This window comes from Loktanella atrilutea, assembly GCF_900128995.1.
Taxonomy (GTDB): Bacteria; Pseudomonadota; Alphaproteobacteria; order Rhodobacterales; family Rhodobacteraceae; genus Loktanella; species Loktanella atrilutea.
Genome location: NZ_FQUE01000001.1, coordinates 992,531 through 1,007,693, shown reverse-complemented (window position 1 = coordinate 1,007,693; position 15,163 = coordinate 992,531). Strand labels below are relative to the sequence as shown.

The following is a 15,163-nucleotide window of genomic DNA, read 5'->3' as shown; positions in this document are numbered from 1 at the left end:
CCGCCTGTGGACTGGTTCCGCCGGTCGGCTCGCGGTCGCGGCCACTCTTAATTTCGAGTAATCCAAAGGCCTTGCGGCATGACCGTAAAGCATCGGTGGGATTCCGCCGACGAACGTGATACAGGCGCTCTGTCAATCAACAAGAAAGGATGTGTGCATGAGCGACATGTCGAGCGAGGGGATACCGGCCCCGGACGGCAAGGCCGACCTGATCGATACGGACTACACGATCGGTCAGGACAACTTCGAAGGCAAGGTCGCAGGCCTTGGCTTCGACATCCACAACCCGGTGTTCGGCATCTCGGCGACCGCCGTCGTGGCGTTCGTCTTCTATACGCTGGCCCTGCCGGAGCAATCCGGCGCGGTGTTCAGCTGGCTGTTTTCCAGTGTCACGAAAGGCTTCGACTGGTTTTTCCTGACCGCCGCCAACATCTTCGTGCTGTTCTGCCTGTTTCTGATCGTCTCGCCGCTGGGCAAGGTGCGTCTGGGCGGCAAGGCAGCAACGGCTGACTATACCTACCTCGGCTGGTTCTCGATGCTGTTCGCCGCGGGCATGGGCATCGGCCTGATGTTCTACGGCGTGTCGGAACCGCTGACCCACTTCTCGACCGCGCTGGGCGGCACGACGGCCGAAGGCGGTGTACGCACCGACTGGGCGCCGCTGGGTGCCGCGGCGGGCAACGCGGCGGAGGCGGCGCGCCTTGGCATGGCGGCGACCATCTTCCACTGGGGTCTGCACCCTTGGGCGATCTATGCGGTCGTGGGTCTGGCGCTGGCGCTCTTCAGCTACAACAAGGGTCTGCCGCTGACGATGCGGTCCGCCTTCTACCCGCTGCTGGGCGAGCGGGTCTGGGGCTGGCCGGGTCACATCATCGACACGCTGGCGGTCTTCGCCACGCTCTTCGGTCTGGCCACCTCGCTGGGCTTTGGTGCCACACAGGCGAACGCCGGCCTGAACGAGGTCTTCGGCTTGCCGATCGGCAACACGACAGAGGTCCTGCTGATCACCGGCATCACCTCGATCGCGCTGATCTCGGTGCTGCGGGGCCTCGACGGTGGGGTCAAGATCCTGTCCGAGATCAACATGGGGCTCGCCTTCCTGCTGCTGGTCTTCGTGCTGCTGGTCGGGCCGACGCTGGCAATCCTGACGACCTTCGGGTCAAGCCTGCTGGCTTATGTCGAGTACCTGCCGGCGCTGGCCAACCCGATCGGCCGGGCCGACACCAACTTCGTCCAGGGCTGGACGTCCTTCTACTGGGCGTGGTGGATCAGCTGGTCGCCCTTCGTCGGCATGTTCATCGCCCGCGTCAGCCGTGGCCGCACGGTGCGCGAGTTCATCACCTGCGTTCTGCTGATCCCCAGCCTCGTCTGCGTGCTGTGGATGAGCGTCTTCGGCGGCGTGGCGATCAGCCAGGTCGTGCAGGACGGCTACACGCTTGCGCAGGATGCGGAACTGCCGCGCCAGCTGTTCAAGATGCTGGAGGCGCTGCCCCTGACCACGATCACCTCGCTGATCGGCGTGGTGCTGGTGATCGTGTTTTTCGTGACCTCGTCGGACTCCGGCTCTCTGGTCATCGACACGATCACCGCGGGCGGCAAGGTCGACGCCCCGGTGCCGCAGCGGGTGTTCTGGTGCCTGTTCGAAGGCGCCGTGGCCATCGTGCTGCTGCTGTCGGCCGGTGGCCTGCAGTCGCTGCAATCCATGGTCATCTCGACCGGGCTGCCGTTCACGATCGTGCTGCTGGTCATGTGCGTGGCGATCTATCGCGGGTTGCAGTCGGAACGCGCGAATACCTGAAGACCCCGGGCGGGCGGCATTTTTGCCGCCCGCCTGCCGTTGATCCCCGCCGCCGCGCACTAGGTTCGGGGCATGAGCGACAAAACCCCCATCATCATGTGGTTCCGGCGCGATCTGCGCCTTGGCGACCATCCCGCCCTGACCGAAGCGTGCAAGACCGGCCGCCCGGTCATTCCGCTGTTCATCCATGACGAGGTCGTGGCCGGGCAGGGCGCTGCCCCCCGGTTCCGGCTTGGCCTGTCGGTCGCGGCGCTGCACGAGAGTCTTGCCGACAAGGGGTCACGCCTGATCCTGCGCAAGGGCCGCGCGCTTGACGTTCTGCGCGATGTCATCGCAGAGACGGGTGCGACCGCCGTCTACTGGTCGCGCCTTTACGATCCTGACGCCAAGGGGCGGGATACCACCGTGAAATCCGGGCTGAAGGACGATGGCATCGACGCCCAAAGCTTCGCGGGTCATCTGCTGTTCGAGCCTTGGACGGTCGAGACCCAGACCGGAGGCTTCTACAAGGTCTATACGCCGATGTGGAAGGCGGTGCGTGACCGTGACCTTCCCGGCACGCTGAGCGCACCGTCAAAGGTTCCGGCACCCGATGCGTGGCCCGCGTCCGGCGATCTGGACGACTGGCGAATGGGGGCCGACATGCAGCGCGGGCACGACGTGGTGCTGCCCCGCTGCACCGTGGGCGAAAGCGCGGCCAGCCACCGGCTGGGCGCCTTCATCGCCCACCGGATCGACGACTACAAGGCGGCCCGGGACATTCCGGGCGTCGACGGCACCTCTGGCCTGTCGGAAAATCTGACCTACGGAGAGATCAGCCCGCTGGCCTGCTGGCATGCGGGCTGGCGTGCCCTGCACGATGGCAAGTCGGATGCGGAGACGTTCCTGAAGGAGCTTGTCTGGCGTGAGTTCGCCTACCACCTGATCCACCATACGCCGCGCCTGACCAGCGGCAACTGGCGCGAGGACTGGGACAGTTTTCCGTGGAAAACCGACGAACGTCTGGCAGAGGTCAAGGCCTGGAAGCAGGCACGCACGGGTATCCGCTTCGTCGACGCGGCGATGCGAGAGCTGCAGGTCACGGGACGGATGCACAACCGGGGCCGGATGATCGTCGCCAGTTATCTGACCAAGCACCTGATGTGCCACTGGAAGATCGGGCTCGACTGGTTCGCGGACCAGTTGATCGACTGGGACCCGGCGAACAACGCGCTGGGCTGGCAATGGTCCGCGGGGTCGGGGCCCGATGCCACGCCCTACTTCCGGGTGTTCAATCCGGTGACGCAGCTCGACAAGTTCGACAAGGACCGCGACTACGTCAAGGCGTGGCTGGCCGAGGAGTACGAAAACCCGTCGAAGACCGCGCTGGCTTTTTACGACGCGATCCCGCTGCACTGGAACATGTCGCCCGACGACGCCTATCCCGATCCGGTCGTCACGGCCGAGGATGGCCGCAAGGCCGCGCTGGAGGCCTACGAAAACCGCGACTTCTAGGCCGCGTGGGCCTGCCGGAACGAGATCAGGCGGTTGCTGTCGGCGTCCCACAGGTCGAGCGAGGCGCATTTCAGACTTTCGCGCAGGGTCATGCGGCTGACCTCCACCAGTTCGCGATGATCGCGCAGCACGTCGGGCAGGCGATAGAAGGGGATGCGGCTGTACAGGTGATGCACGTGGTGGATGCCGATGTTGGCGGTCATCCAGCGCAGGACCAGTGGCAGGTCGTAGTGCGAACTGCCATGCAGGGCCGCCTCGTGCAGCTGCCAGTCGGGGTCCTGTTCCCAATGCGTCGTCTCGAACTGGTGCTGGACGTAAAACAGCCAGACACCCGCCGAGGCGGCCACCAGCGTCGGCGGGAAAAACACGCAGGCCAGCGCCAGCCAGCCGCCGAACCAGACGATCAGCACCAGTGCCGCGGCAATGGCGAGGTTCGTCACCATGGCCGATACCCAGTAGCTGCGCCCGGCGGTCATCAGACCCAGCGGCAGGCGGTTCTGGACAAAGAACAACCACGTGGGCCCAAGGCCGAACATCACCAGCGGGTGGCGATAGACCCGGTACATGAAGGCCTGAAATGGCGACAGCGCGCGGTATTCCGCCAGTGTCAGCGTATGCACGTCGCCGATCCCGCGCCGGTCGAGGTTGCCCGCGTGGCTGTGGTGCAGCGCATGGGTGCGACGCCAGACATCGTAGGGCGTCAGCGTCACGATCCCGAGAATGCGGCCTGTCCAGTCGCTGAGGTGTCGGTTGGTGAAAAAGGACCCGTGCCCGCAGTCGTGCTGGATCGCGAACAACCGCACGAGGAAGCCGCCGTTGACGATGCCGAGCGCCACGGCAAGCGGCCAGCTGACCTGAACCGCGAACCAGGCTGCAACCCAGAGCGTCACGAAGCCCGCGACGGTGATCGCAAGTTCGAAGCTGCTGCGCCGGATGTCGGGATCGCGATAGGCGGCAAGGATGCGCACCCAATCGCGCGCAGCGGTAGCATCGGGCGGCAGAGAGGTCGTCCGTGACATTGTCTTGTGACTGTCCATTGGGTCAATGTGCCTGCGATAAACGAGATATGGTTGGAAACAAGTAAATTCGACGGCATGATCCGGAATGGCCCACGCCGCGCGACCTTCCGTCACGGCGGGTCGGATGGTGCAACTTTCTGAACCGTGCGGCGTGACTTCCCACGGCAAAACATTAAAACCGAACAAGATATCCGCCGCAGAGATGTCACAGGACAGACAGGACCACGCATGATTTTGACGACCACCGAAGGCCAGACCGGCCTGCCGCGCTATTTTCCGGCGGTTTTCAAGATGATGGATTCGCTGAAGCGTGGCCGGATCGACGTGATCCTGCCGGACGGTCGGCACTTTCGGGCCGAAGGACGCGACGCCGGGCACGTGGCGGAAATCACGGTCCATAACCCCGATCTTTTCGCCCGCATCGTGCGCGAGGGGGATCTGGGGTTCTGCGACGCCTACCTTGACGGCTGGTGGTCGACGCCGGACCTGATGGCCTTCATGGACCTGATCCACGACGATGCAGAGGAGATCTATGACGGCTTTCCCGGCCAGTTCCTCGTCCGCACTTTCGAGCGCATCCGCTTCTGGCTGCAGAGCAATTCCAAGAAGCAGGCCCGCAGGAACATCGAATATCACTACGATCTGGGCAACGATTTCTACGGCCTCTGGCTCGACGACACGATGACCTATTCTTCGGCGATCTTCGACACCGGTCAGGAAAGCATGGAGAAGGCCCAGATCGCCAAATATGCCTCCATGGTCGACCAGATGGACGTGCGGCCGGGCGATCATGTCCTCGAGATCGGCTGCGGCTGGGGTGGTTTCGCCGAATATGCCGCGGCAGAGCGGGGGCTGCATGTGACCGGCCTGACCATCAGCAAGGAGCAGTTCAATTACGCGGTGGACCGCATTGAAAAGGCAGGGCTTTCAGACCGCGTCACCTTCAAGCTGCAGGATTATCGGGACGAGACCGGGACCTACGACGGCATTGCCAGCATTGAGATGTTCGAGGCGGTGGGCGAGCAGTATTGGCCGGTCTATTTCAAGGCGGTGCGCGACCGGTTGAAGCCGGGGCGCAATGCCACCTTGCAGATCATCACCGTCGCCGATCGCCGGTGGGAGGTCTACAAGCGTGGCCCCGACTTCATCCAGAAATACATCTTTCCGGGCGGCATGCTGCCCAGCCCCGGCAAGCTGCGCGAGGTCATCGCGCGCAACGGCCTGTCGGTCGTCAAATCGATCGAGTTCGGTCACAGCTACGACCAGACCCTGCGGCGCTGGCACGAGACCTTCAACGCGCGGTGGGACAAGGTCGCGGCGCTCGGCTTCGACGAGAGGTTCCGGCGCATGTGGAACTTCTACCTGACCTCTTGTGCCGCGACCTTCGCCAGTGAAAACTGCGACGTGACGCAGATCACGATCACGCGCGCCGCCTGACGCGCGCGGAAAGGGAACGTACATGCCCACCTTCGGGCGCCTCGCGGGGGCGATATCCTTCGGCATCCTAGCGGGCATTCTGTCTGTCCTGCTGCTGCCGTTCTTCGGTGACTCGCCGGTTCCGAAATTCTGGTTCGCCCTGTGCGGCGGCGTGGGCGTGCTGACCGGCTGGATCTTTGCCGGACCCCGGACCGGGCAGGGGACGGGTGTTGCCATCGGGACCGGCCTGAGCTCCGCCGCGCTGCTGGCCTTCTGGGTCATCTTCGCGCTGTCGGGGCATGAGATGGTGAGGGCATCCATGCGGGGCCGTTACGACGGGCCGATGGACGCGGTGATTTCGACCTTCGGGATCATGGTGGATTATGCCGCGCAGTTCTACGCGCCCCTGACGTTGATCGTCCTGCTGGGCGGCGGCATCGTGGCGGGGGTGCTGACGGATGCCCTCGGCAAGCGGTATCGCTGAATGGATGTCTTCGTCTACGGCACGCTGCGCGATCCGGCGCTGCGGCAGGCGGTCGCCGGTGACGCGGGGCATGTGACGCCGGCCATCCTGCGGGGCCATGCGGTGCGCCCCGTGGCCGATGACGTCATCCCGATGATCGTCAGCCAGTCGGATGCGGTGGCCACCGGTCTGCTTTGGCGCGACCTGACCCCTGACCAGATGGACCGGCTGGCGCTTTACGAGGGCGCCCATGACTATGCGCTGATCACGGTCACCGTGGCGCTGCCGGACGGCACCGATGCCGAGGCGCTGATGTGGCAGCCGCCCGCGACGCTGATGGCGGCGCCGGGGGAGTGGTCGTTCGAGGTGTGGCAGGTCCGCTGCGGCACGGTCTGCGTGGCGGCGGCGACCGAGATCTTTGCGCAAGAGACCCGCCCGAGTCCCGCCAACCTGCGCTGGCAGTATCCTGTCATGCTGAAACGCGCCTGGGCGCGGCATCTGGCGGCCATGGACCGGCGGCCTGCCGACCTGCGCCACGCGGCCGGGCCCGGCGATGTCAGCGTCGCAAACCGGGCCGCGCCGCTGGGCCGCTTCTTTCGCCTGCAGGGCTTCGACGTCACCCACAGCCGTTTCGACGGGGGCCGGCAGGGGCCCTTGCCGCGAGAGGTCATGGTCGGCGTCGATGCGGTGATGGTGATGCCCTACGATCCGGTCCGCGACCGTGTCGTGCTGGTCGAGCAGATCCGCATGGGCGTGCTGGAACGCGGCGATCCGAACCCGTGGATGCTGGAACCCGTCGCCGGCATGATCGACGCCTTCGAGACGCCAACGGACAGCGCCCTACGCGAAACGCGGGAGGAGGCGGGGCTGGACGTGACCCTGCGGCACGTCACGTCGCACTATCCGTCGCCGGGAAATGCCACCGACTACTTTCACTGTTTCGTGGGGTTCTGCGATCTGCCGGACCTGCAGCGCTACACCGGTGGACTGGACAGCGAGCACGAGGATCTGGCGCTGCACGTTCTGACGCTGGATCAGGCGCTTGGCCACGTCGCCTCGGGCGAAATTGCCGTCGGTCCGGGGATCACGCTGCTCTATTGGCTGGCGCTGAATCGGGATGCCCTGCGGCTTGAGTTTGCCGGCGCCGCACCCTAGACAGATTGCAACACGCGCATCCGAAGGGCCCCTGTCATGCACATCAAATCCGATCTGGCCGACGCGGTCGGCAACACGCCTCTGATCCGCCTGCGCGCCGCCTCCGAGGCGACCGGCTGCGAGATTCTGGGCAAGGCCGAGTTCCTGAACCCCGGCCAGTCGGTCAAGGACCGCGCCGCCCTCTACATCATCCAGGACGCGGTGGCGAAGGGCCTGCTGAAGCCCGGTGGCACCATCGTCGAGGGCACCGCCGGCAACACCGGCATCGGTCTTGCTCTGGTCGGGGCATCGATGGGGTTCAAGACCGTCATCGTGATCCCGGAAACCCAGTCCGAGGAAAAGAAGGACATGCTGCGGCTGGCCGGCGCCGAATTGGTGCAGGTACCCGCTGCGCCCTACAAGAACCCCAACAACTACGTCCGCTATTCGGGCCGTCTGGCCGAGGAACTGGCCAAGACCACCCCCGGCGGCGTGATCTGGGCGAACCAGTTCGACAACACGGCGAACCGGCAGGCGCATATCGAGACGACGGGCCCCGAGATCTGGGACCAGACCGACGGCAAGGTCGACGGCTTCATCTGCGCCGTGGGCTCCGGCGGGACATTGGCCGGCGTGGCGATGGCGTTGCAGCCAAAGGGGGTCAAGATCGGTCTGGCCGACCCGGACGGCGCCGCGCTTTATAATTTCTACGAACACGGAGAGATGAAGTCCGAGGGCGACAGCATCACCGAAGGCATCGGGCAGGGGCGGATCACCGCGAACCTCGAAGGCTTCACGCCGGACATGAACTACAACATCCCGGACGCCGAGGCGCTGCCGATCGTCTTCGACCTGCTGCAACACGAAGGCCTGTGCCTTGGCGGATCGTCGGGCATCAACGTCGCGGGCGCGATCCGCATGGCGCGCGACATGGGGCCGGGGCATACCATCGTCACCATCCTGTGCGACTATGGCAGCCGGTACCAGTCGAAGCTCTGGAACCCTGAATTCCTGCGGTCCAAGGGGCTGCCGGTGCCGGAATGGCTGACCACCGGCCCGCAATCGATTCCCGGCGTCTTCGAGGACGCATGATCCGGGCGCTTCCGACAGCGCTCGCGCTGCTGCTTGTGGTGGCGCAGGGCACGTCGGCGCAGGTGTCGCTCGACGGTCTGATCGGTGCGCCGACCCCGACCGAGGAACCGACGACGGAGGCGGGGGACCCGCCGTCGGAGGAGGCCGAAACAGCCTCTCCGAAGGAGGCCGAAGCCGACACCGAAGCACTGACGGACGCGCAGCAGGCACTGTCCCAGGCGGTGCCGGACCTTGACGAATGGAAGACCCGCGTCGACCAGGCAGAGACGCTGCTTCAGGCCGGCAGCGGCTCGACGCTGGCCCTGACTCGCACGCGAGAGACACTGTTCGGCTGGCGCGACCGATTTCAGTCGCTGGGGTCGCTGAACGCCGGTCGCATCGCGACCGTGCAGTCCCAGATCGAGGCGCTGGGGCCGGTGCCTGAAGGCGGTGAAGAACAGCCCGCGATTGCGGCCCGCCGGGCAGAGCTGAACCGCCAGCTTGACGTGCTGCGCGCGCCTGCCATCCTTGCGAAAGAAGCCTATGCCCGCGCCGACGGCCTGATCTCCGAGGTCGACAGCCAGTTGCGCGCGCGCGAGACAACGCGCCTGACCGCCCGCGGGCCGTCGCCCCTCAACCCGGCGAACTGGCCGGCGGCGCTGGAAGGCGGTCGTGACGCCCTTGGCGGTGTCTTGTCCGCCGCGATGGCGCGGGTGGACCGCAACCTGTCGTCGGGCACCCTGCTGCGGACGCTGCCGCTGGCGGTCCTTTACATGGTGGCTGCGCTGGTCCTGTTGCTGCGGTCGCGCCAGTGGGTCTGGCTGTTGCAGGACCGGGTGGAGCGGAGCCACGCGCGCGGTCGCGCGGTCTGGTCGTTCCTTCTGTCGCTGTGGGTGATCGTGCTGCCGACGCTGGGCCTGTCGGCCTTGATCCTTGCCTTGCGCCAGATCGGCGTGCTGGCCCGGTCGGGCGATACGCTGTCGCAGGCGATCTTCGGCGCAGGCTTTACCATCATCATCGCGCGCTGGCTGAACGGTCAGCTGTTTCCCGTCGGCGAACACGGCGGCCCCTTGGGCTATCCCCCCGACATCCGCGCCAAGATCCGCCGCAACGGTGTGGCGCTGGGGGTCGGGCTGGCGGCGATCATCGTGGTCAGCGCCCTGATGCACAGCGCCGGCGCGTCCGACGCCGCCATCGGTGTCATGGTCCTTCCATTGCAGGTCTTGCTGGCGGTCGTGCTATTTCGGCTGGGCTACCTGCTGCGCCACGCCCCGATGGAACGTGACGGGCGCGAGATCTCTTCCGGGCGGGTCCGTACCACCGTCGGCCTGTTGTGCATGATCGTGGCCATCGTCACGCCGATTCTTGCGGCCGCGGGCTACGCCGCGGCGTCCGATGCGCTCTTTGCGCCCGCGGTGATGACTTTGGCGATTTTCGGCGTGATCATCGTGCTGCAGCGGCTGGTTTACGACATCTATGCCCCCACCACCGACAGCACCGACACCGGTCCGCTGATGCCCGTTGTCATCGGCGCCGTCCTGTTCCTGCTGGCGGTGCCAGTGCTGGCACTGGTCTGGGGTGCCCGCGTGACCGACTTGCTGGAAGTCTGGGCCCAATTCCGCGCCGGTTTCCAGATCGGAGAGACCACGATCTCGCCCACCGATTTCATGACCTTCGTCCTGATCTTCGGTGGCGGCTACCTGCTGACCCAGTTCGTGAAACGTCAGCTCAAGACCTCGGTCCTGCCACGCACGCGGATGGACCTCGGCGGGCAGAACGCCGTGGCCGCGGGCGTGGCCTATATCGGCATCATCGTTTCGGCGCTGGTGGCGATCACCACGGCGGGGATCGACCTGTCGAGCCTCGCCATCGTCGCCGGTGCCCTGTCCGTCGGCATCGGTTTCGGCCTGCAGACCATCGTGCAGAACTTCGTGTCCGGCATCATCCTTCTGATCGAACGGCCCATCGGCGAAGGCGACATGATCGAGGTGAACGGGCAGGTGGGCTTCGTGCGCGACATCTCCGTGCGGTCCACCCGGATCGAGACCTTCGACCGCACCGACGTCATCATTCCGAATGCCGACCTCGTTTCCGGGCAGGTGACGAACTGGACGCGCGGCAACCTCGTCGGGCGGCTGATCATTCCCGTCGGCGTCGCCTATGGCAGCGACGTCGAACAGGTTCGCAGGATCCTGTTGGAGGTGGGCGAATCGCAGCCGATGGTGCTGGCCGATCCGGGGCCGCAGGCGCTTTTCATGGCCTTCGGGGCCAGTTCGCTGGATTTCGAACTGCGGGTGATCCTGCGCGACGTGAACTGGAAGGTCATCGTCACCGACGAGATGAACCGCGACATCGACCGCCGCTTTGCCGAGGCGGGAATCGAGATTCCCTTCGCCCAGCAGGACATCTGGTTGCGCAATCCCGAGGCGCTGCACGCGCCGCGCACCTCTGCTCCGGCTGAGCCCTCCGCCGACACGGCGGCCCCCGACGACGACCGTCCCGATACGGCGCGGGAGGCCAGTGCGATGATGGATGCGGGCGACCTGCACGATGGCGACGCGGCACCCGAGGCGGAAACCCAGTGACCCGCGCGCTCTATCACGACGACGCCTACCTGCGCGAGGCGCAGGGTCAGGTCGTGGCGCACACCTTCGAGGGCGGCATCGTGCTCGACGCCTCGATCTTCTATCCCACCTCCGGCGGGCAGCCGGGCGATGCGGGACGGCTGGTCTGGGACGGCGGTGCCATCGATATCGCGACCACCGTGAAAGGGCAGGGGACCGATATCGTGCTGGTCCCGGCAGAGCCCTCGGCCCTGCCGCCCCTGGGCACCCGCGTCCGGCAGATCCTTGTCTGGGATCGCCGCCACCGGATGATGCGCGTCCATACGGCGCTGCACCTGCTGTCGGCGGTCATCCCGCGCCCCGTCACCGGCGGCCAGATCGCCGTTGACAAGGGGCGCCTCGATTTCGACATGGACCAGGCGCCGCAGGACAAGGCGGCGCTGGAAACGGCGCTGAACGACCTGATCGCGCGCGACCTGCCCGTACTGACCGAATGGATCACCGAGGCGGTTCTTGACGCGCAACCCGGCCTCGTGAAGACACTGACGGTGAAGCCACCGCGCGGGCAGGGCCAGATCCGGCTGATCCGGATCGGCGAGGGCGATGCGACCGCCGACCTGCAGCCCTGCGGCGGCACCCACGTCGGCTGGACCTCGGAGGTGGGACGCATCCACATCGGACGGATCGAGAAGAAGGGCCGCCAGAACCGTCGCGTCTACCTGCATCTGGACGACGCCTGATAGCGACCGCGCCGTGCATGGCGCAGAGGCCGAATGCAGGATTTCAGAAGGGCTTTCTGGGTGCGACGCATAGGGATCGCGACAGGCAGACGACCCAAGCGCTCTACCGCAGGTCGCGCGCGGTATCCCGGTCGAGCAGGCCTTCGCTTTCCGGCAACCCCTCGCGCGACAGCAAGATCGCGATGGGGCGCAGGGCCTGCACATGGCTGCAGACCACCAGCAGCATCACCATGATCGGCACCGACAGGAACATCCCCGGCACACCCCAGACCGCGCCCCAGAACGCGAGGCTCAGCAGGATGCCGAAGGACGACAACCGCAGGGCGCGTCCCATCAGCATCGGGTCGATGATCGACCCGTTCACAAACTGGATCCCCCCCGCGATGGCAAAGATCACGCCGGTCAGCCAGGGGTCGCCGAACTGCACGTAGGCGGCCAGCGCCACCAGCCCGGTCGCCACGATCGACCCCACGTTGGGGATGAAGTTCAGCACGAAGGTAATGACACCCAGTGGCATCGCGACCTCCATCCCGAAGGCCCGTGCCAGCCCCCATGTCATCGCACCGGTGACGAGGCTGATACCGGTCTTCACCAGCAGGTAATAGTTCACACGGTGAATGATCGAGGAGATGATCCGCCCGACCCGCACCGCCTGCGCCGGGCTGCCGGTGAAGTTCAGCAGCTTGGTCTGGAACCAGACCCGCTCGGCAAAGAGGAAGCCCACGAAGAGGATCACCAGCACCGTGCCCTGCGTCAGGCTGGTCGCACCGCCCGCGGCCCCGCGCAGGTAGCCCGACAGTTCGATCGTCCGCATGGAATTGAGCACGGCAGCCTGCGTGTCCGCCCCCGCCCAGGCGAAGAGGGCGGCGATGGCGTCCGGTGCCCGTTCGGCGTAGGCCAGCGTGATCTGCAGGATCGTGTTCACCTGCGCCGCGATGATCGAGGTCACGCTGAGCAGCGCCGCACCGATCAAGAGAAGCGCCACGATGCTGGCGATCCAGTTCGGGATCCGCACCGGCCCGATGCGCTGGCGCGCGATGAAGCTGATGATGTCGGCGGTCAGCGAGAAGAGGATGATGGCGACCGCGAGCGAGATCAGGATGAACCGCGCCTGCACCAGCAGGAAGAGCACCACGGCAAAGGCGATGATGACCAGCGCGGCGGTCTGTACGCGGGCCAGTTCGAACCGGCGGTCGGTGGTATCCTCTGGCAGGGGCGTGTGTTTCATGGCACCGGATGGCTTTGCGCGACCCGTCGTTTATGCGCAGGCCGCGACCGGGTTTCAATGCCGGTCAGAGGATTTTCGCGTTCGCCCCTTGCACCCCGCCGGACCCTTGGCTAAAGACCCCGTCAACGGACAGGTGGCCGAGTGGTCGAAGGCGCACGCCTGGAAAGTGTGTAGGCGGGGAACCGTCTCCAGGGTTCGAATCCCTGTCTGTCCGCCACTTGCACATTGCAAACCCGAAAACAGGTCCCTCGCGGGGCCTTTTTCTTTATGTGCCAAAGGGGTTTGCAGGGACCATCCGCCCTTCGAAGACTGGCCGCCTGCGCGAGATCGGTCTCCGAGCGCTCTCCGTCTCTTTCCACCCGCCCTTCGCTCTCGGCGAGACGGATTCAAAATCCCCATATTTTTCAGTGAACTGACGGGATAGCGTTGCGCATGCGTTTCGCTGGTTTCGGCTTGTTTCGATGCAGATGGAGACGCGACACGGGCGGCGTGGTCGTTGGTATGTCTTAGGAGACTTGCGCGAAGTCCCTGATGACAAACGCAGTTTCCGCCCTTAGCCTAGCGTGATGTCAAACGGGGCCTGGACAGATAAAGAGAACAACTGATCTCCCTCTCGGCGATTGCATGCAATCGCCTTCCGGCAATGGATGAACGGGCGCGGGAACTGCTACGACAACGCGATGGTGGAAACGTTCTTCAAGACCATCAAGTCCGAGCTGATCTGGCCCGTCGTCTGGCAATCCCGCCAGCAGGCCGCAAACGCCATCGCCAGATACATCGACGGGTTCTATAACGCCGTCAGGCGGCATTCGTCGCCCGGCTTCCAAAGCCCCGTCGCGTTCGAGTGAAAGGCCCCGGAAGTGAGCTAAGCGCTCTCCACACTTTCCGGGCAAGTCCACTTCGTCCTGATCATCACCTCGATCACACTGGGACGGCATCTGGGCGTTCTGGATCGCCTACATCTTCACCCGCCCCCTTGGTGCATCCTTTGGCGACCTGCTGTCGCAACCCGCGGACTCCGGGGGCATCGGCCTCGGTACGATCTTGACCAGCGCGATCTTCCTCGCGGCGATCATCGGGATTGTGATCTACATGTCGGCGATGCGAAGAGGGCCGCACAGCAGGACCGCAATCAATGATCCGCACAAAAGCCCGGACAGCATATCCGGGCGCGCCTCGGACGGCGCGCCCGGGGCGTCTTATTTCTGGAGCTCGGTCCAGATCGCCGTATAGTATTCCAGCGATTTGGCAGAGCAGGTGGGCAGGAATTCACCGGCCTCGGCCAGTTCGGGCGGGATGTTCACCATCGGAGAGGTCTTCATCTCCTCGTCCATGAATTCCTCCGACCCGGCAATGCCGTTGGCATAGCGCGCGAATTCGGAGATCAGGGCGGCATTCTCGGGCAGCATGATGAAGTTCATGAACTGATAGGCCTCTTCCACGTTCTGTGCATCAGACAGCAGGGCGACCGAGTCCATGAACAGCGGGAAGCCTTCCTGCGGATAGCCGAACTTGACCTTGTCGTTCTGCAGGGACGCCCGGAACACGGCGCCGTTCCAGTAGACCGAGGACATCACATCGTTTGCCGCGAGCTTCTCTGACATGCCGTAGTCCATCGACTGCCAGTTCGGCTTGGCCTTGATCAGCGCGTCGCGGGCGGCCTTCAGCTTCTCGGTGTCCTCGGTGCAGGGCTCGCCGCCGACGTACCACAGCGCCAGCGACATGATGTCGTTCATCTCTGGCGTGACATTGACCTTGCCGACAAGCTCTTCCGGCGTGTCGAGGAAGATCGCGCTGGTGTTGATGTCGCCGTCGTAGGCGTCGCTGTTCACGGCGATGCCCGTCGCGCCGATCTGCCACGGGATCGAGAACTTGCGGCCCGGATCGAAGGCGACGTCGACCCACTGTGGCGCGATGTTGCCGTGGTTCGACAGCTTCGACAGGTCGAGTTCCTGGATCAGGCCCTTCTCGCGCCATATCGGGATGTAGTTCGCCGAAGGCACGACGAGGTCGAAACCATGGCCGCCCGCCTCGACCTTGGCGAGCGCGGTATCGTTGCTGTCGTAGTCGGTGACGGTGACCTTGATGCCGGTCTCCTCCTCGAACTTCGTCAGCAGTTCGGGGCTGGTGTAGTCGCCCCAGTTGTAAAGCTGCAGTTCCTGCGCCTGCAGGGCGCCGGCGCAGAGGATCGCGACGGTGGATAGCAATGTTTTCATTTTCTCTCTCCTTGTTGGTG

Annotated in this window: 12 protein-coding genes, 1 tRNA gene and 1 pseudogene; 11 read left to right on the top strand and 3 right to left on the bottom strand. The window is 65.1% G+C overall.

Annotated features, from left to right (window positions below; translation table 11 throughout):
- Positions 1-157 precede the first annotated feature (157 nt).
- Together BUA54_RS04870 and BUA54_RS04865 are read left to right on the top strand one after the other, a co-directional pair.
- Entirely contained in the window at positions 158-1,798 is a 1,641-nt protein-coding gene (locus BUA54_RS04870) for a BCCT family transporter (protein ID WP_072856023.1), read from the top strand.
- Positions 1,799-1,870: 72 nt separating this feature from the next.
- The gene (locus tag BUA54_RS04865) at positions 1,871-3,292 is read left to right on the top strand and encodes a cryptochrome/photolyase family protein (RefSeq protein WP_072856022.1); all 1,422 of its coding nucleotides are present in this window, start codon (positions 1,871-1,873) and stop codon (positions 3,290-3,292) included.
- On the opposite strand, the gene BUA54_RS04860 is transcribed toward BUA54_RS04865, so the two are convergent.
- Positions 3,289-4,311 (bottom strand): fatty acid desaturase, encoded by a 1,023-nt coding sequence (locus BUA54_RS04860; RefSeq protein ID WP_072856021.1) that lies wholly within the window; start codon positions 4,309-4,311, stop codon positions 3,289-3,291. The genes BUA54_RS04865 and BUA54_RS04860 overlap by 4 nt on opposite strands.
- A 228-nt stretch (positions 4,312-4,539) precedes the next feature.
- Between BUA54_RS04860 and BUA54_RS04855 the strand changes: the two genes are divergently transcribed.
- From BUA54_RS04855 to BUA54_RS04830, 6 genes are read left to right on the top strand one after another with little or no spacing between them, the layout of a single operon-like run.
- Positions 4,540-5,748, top strand: a complete 1,209-nt coding sequence (locus tag BUA54_RS04855; protein WP_072856020.1) for an SAM-dependent methyltransferase — start codon at positions 4,540-4,542, stop codon at positions 5,746-5,748.
- 22 nt (positions 5,749-5,770) lie between these two features.
- Positions 5,771-6,211 carry a TrgA family protein gene (locus BUA54_RS04850; RefSeq protein ID WP_072856019.1) on the top strand — a complete coding sequence of 147 codons (441 nt, stop codon included), beginning with the start codon at positions 5,771-5,773 and terminating at the stop codon, positions 6,209-6,211.
- Positions 6,212-7,345, top strand: a complete 1,134-nt coding sequence (locus tag BUA54_RS04845) for an NUDIX domain-containing protein (protein WP_072856018.1) — start codon at positions 6,212-6,214, stop codon at positions 7,343-7,345. It abuts the gene before it with no gap.
- Between the two features lie 36 nt (positions 7,346-7,381).
- Complete coding sequence (locus BUA54_RS04840) at positions 7,382-8,416, top strand: cysteine synthase A (RefSeq protein WP_072856017.1); 1,035 nt, start codon at positions 7,382-7,384, stop codon at positions 8,414-8,416.
- Positions 8,413-10,980: a DUF3772 domain-containing protein gene (locus BUA54_RS04835; protein WP_072856016.1), complete on the top strand. Its 2,568-nt coding sequence runs from the start codon at positions 8,413-8,415 to the stop codon at positions 10,978-10,980. Before BUA54_RS04840 ends, BUA54_RS04835 begins: the two co-directional genes overlap by 4 nt.
- A complete protein-coding gene (locus tag BUA54_RS04830; RefSeq protein WP_072856015.1) occupies positions 10,977-11,699 on the top strand; it encodes an alanyl-tRNA editing protein in 723 nt (240 codons plus the stop codon). The genes BUA54_RS04835 and BUA54_RS04830 overlap by 4 nt, the downstream gene beginning before the upstream one ends.
- 103 nt (positions 11,700-11,802) lie before the next feature.
- Here the strand turns inward: BUA54_RS04830 and BUA54_RS04825 are convergent, their stop codons facing one another.
- A complete protein-coding gene (locus tag BUA54_RS04825) occupies positions 11,803-12,927 on the bottom strand; it encodes an AI-2E family transporter (protein WP_084114082.1) in 1,125 nt (374 codons plus the stop codon).
- Between the two features lie 127 nt (positions 12,928-13,054).
- Between BUA54_RS04825 and BUA54_RS04820 the strand changes: the two genes are divergently transcribed.
- From BUA54_RS04820 to BUA54_RS21855, 3 genes and pseudogenes are all read left to right on the top strand, one after another.
- Positions 13,055-13,144, top strand: a tRNA-Ser gene (locus BUA54_RS04820).
- 430 nt (positions 13,145-13,574) lie between these two features.
- Positions 13,575-13,775: pseudogene (locus BUA54_RS04815) on the top strand (integrase core domain-containing protein); the annotation flags it as partial.
- 88 nt (positions 13,776-13,863) lie between these two features.
- A complete protein-coding gene (locus BUA54_RS21855; RefSeq protein ID WP_084114078.1) occupies positions 13,864-14,160 on the top strand; it encodes a COG4705 family protein in 297 nt (98 codons plus the stop codon).
- Here BUA54_RS21855 and BUA54_RS04805 read toward each other — a convergent pair.
- Positions 14,127-15,143 carry an extracellular solute-binding protein gene (locus BUA54_RS04805; protein ID WP_072856014.1) on the bottom strand — a complete coding sequence of 339 codons (1,017 nt, stop codon included), beginning with the start codon at positions 15,141-15,143 and terminating at the stop codon, positions 14,127-14,129. The genes BUA54_RS21855 and BUA54_RS04805 overlap by 34 nt on opposite strands.
- Positions 15,144-15,163 lie beyond the last annotated feature (20 nt).

Coding starts and splice junctions, on each gene's coding strand:
- BUA54_RS04870 (WP_072856023.1), top strand. CDS start 158: ATGAGCGACATGTCGAGCGAGGGGATACCGGCCCCGGACGGCAAGGCC.
- BUA54_RS04865 (WP_072856022.1), top strand. CDS start 1,871: ATGAGCGACAAAACCCCCATCATCATGTGGTTCCGGCGCGATCTGCGC.
- BUA54_RS04860 (WP_072856021.1), bottom strand. CDS start 4,311: ATGTCACGGACGACCTCTCTGCCGCCCGATGCTACCGCTGCGCGCGAT.
- BUA54_RS04855 (WP_072856020.1), top strand. CDS start 4,540: ATGATTTTGACGACCACCGAAGGCCAGACCGGCCTGCCGCGCTATTTT.
- BUA54_RS04850 (WP_072856019.1), top strand. CDS start 5,771: ATGCCCACCTTCGGGCGCCTCGCGGGGGCGATATCCTTCGGCATCCTA.
- BUA54_RS04845 (WP_072856018.1), top strand. CDS start 6,212: ATGGATGTCTTCGTCTACGGCACGCTGCGCGATCCGGCGCTGCGGCAG.
- BUA54_RS04840 (WP_072856017.1), top strand. CDS start 7,382: ATGCACATCAAATCCGATCTGGCCGACGCGGTCGGCAACACGCCTCTG.
- BUA54_RS04835 (WP_072856016.1), top strand. CDS start 8,413: ATGATCCGGGCGCTTCCGACAGCGCTCGCGCTGCTGCTTGTGGTGGCG.
- BUA54_RS04825 (WP_084114082.1), bottom strand. CDS start 12,927: ATGAAACACACGCCCCTGCCAGAGGATACCACCGACCGCCGGTTCGAA.
- BUA54_RS04805 (WP_072856014.1), bottom strand. CDS start 15,143: ATGAAAACATTGCTATCCACCGTCGCGATCCTCTGCGCCGGCGCCCTG.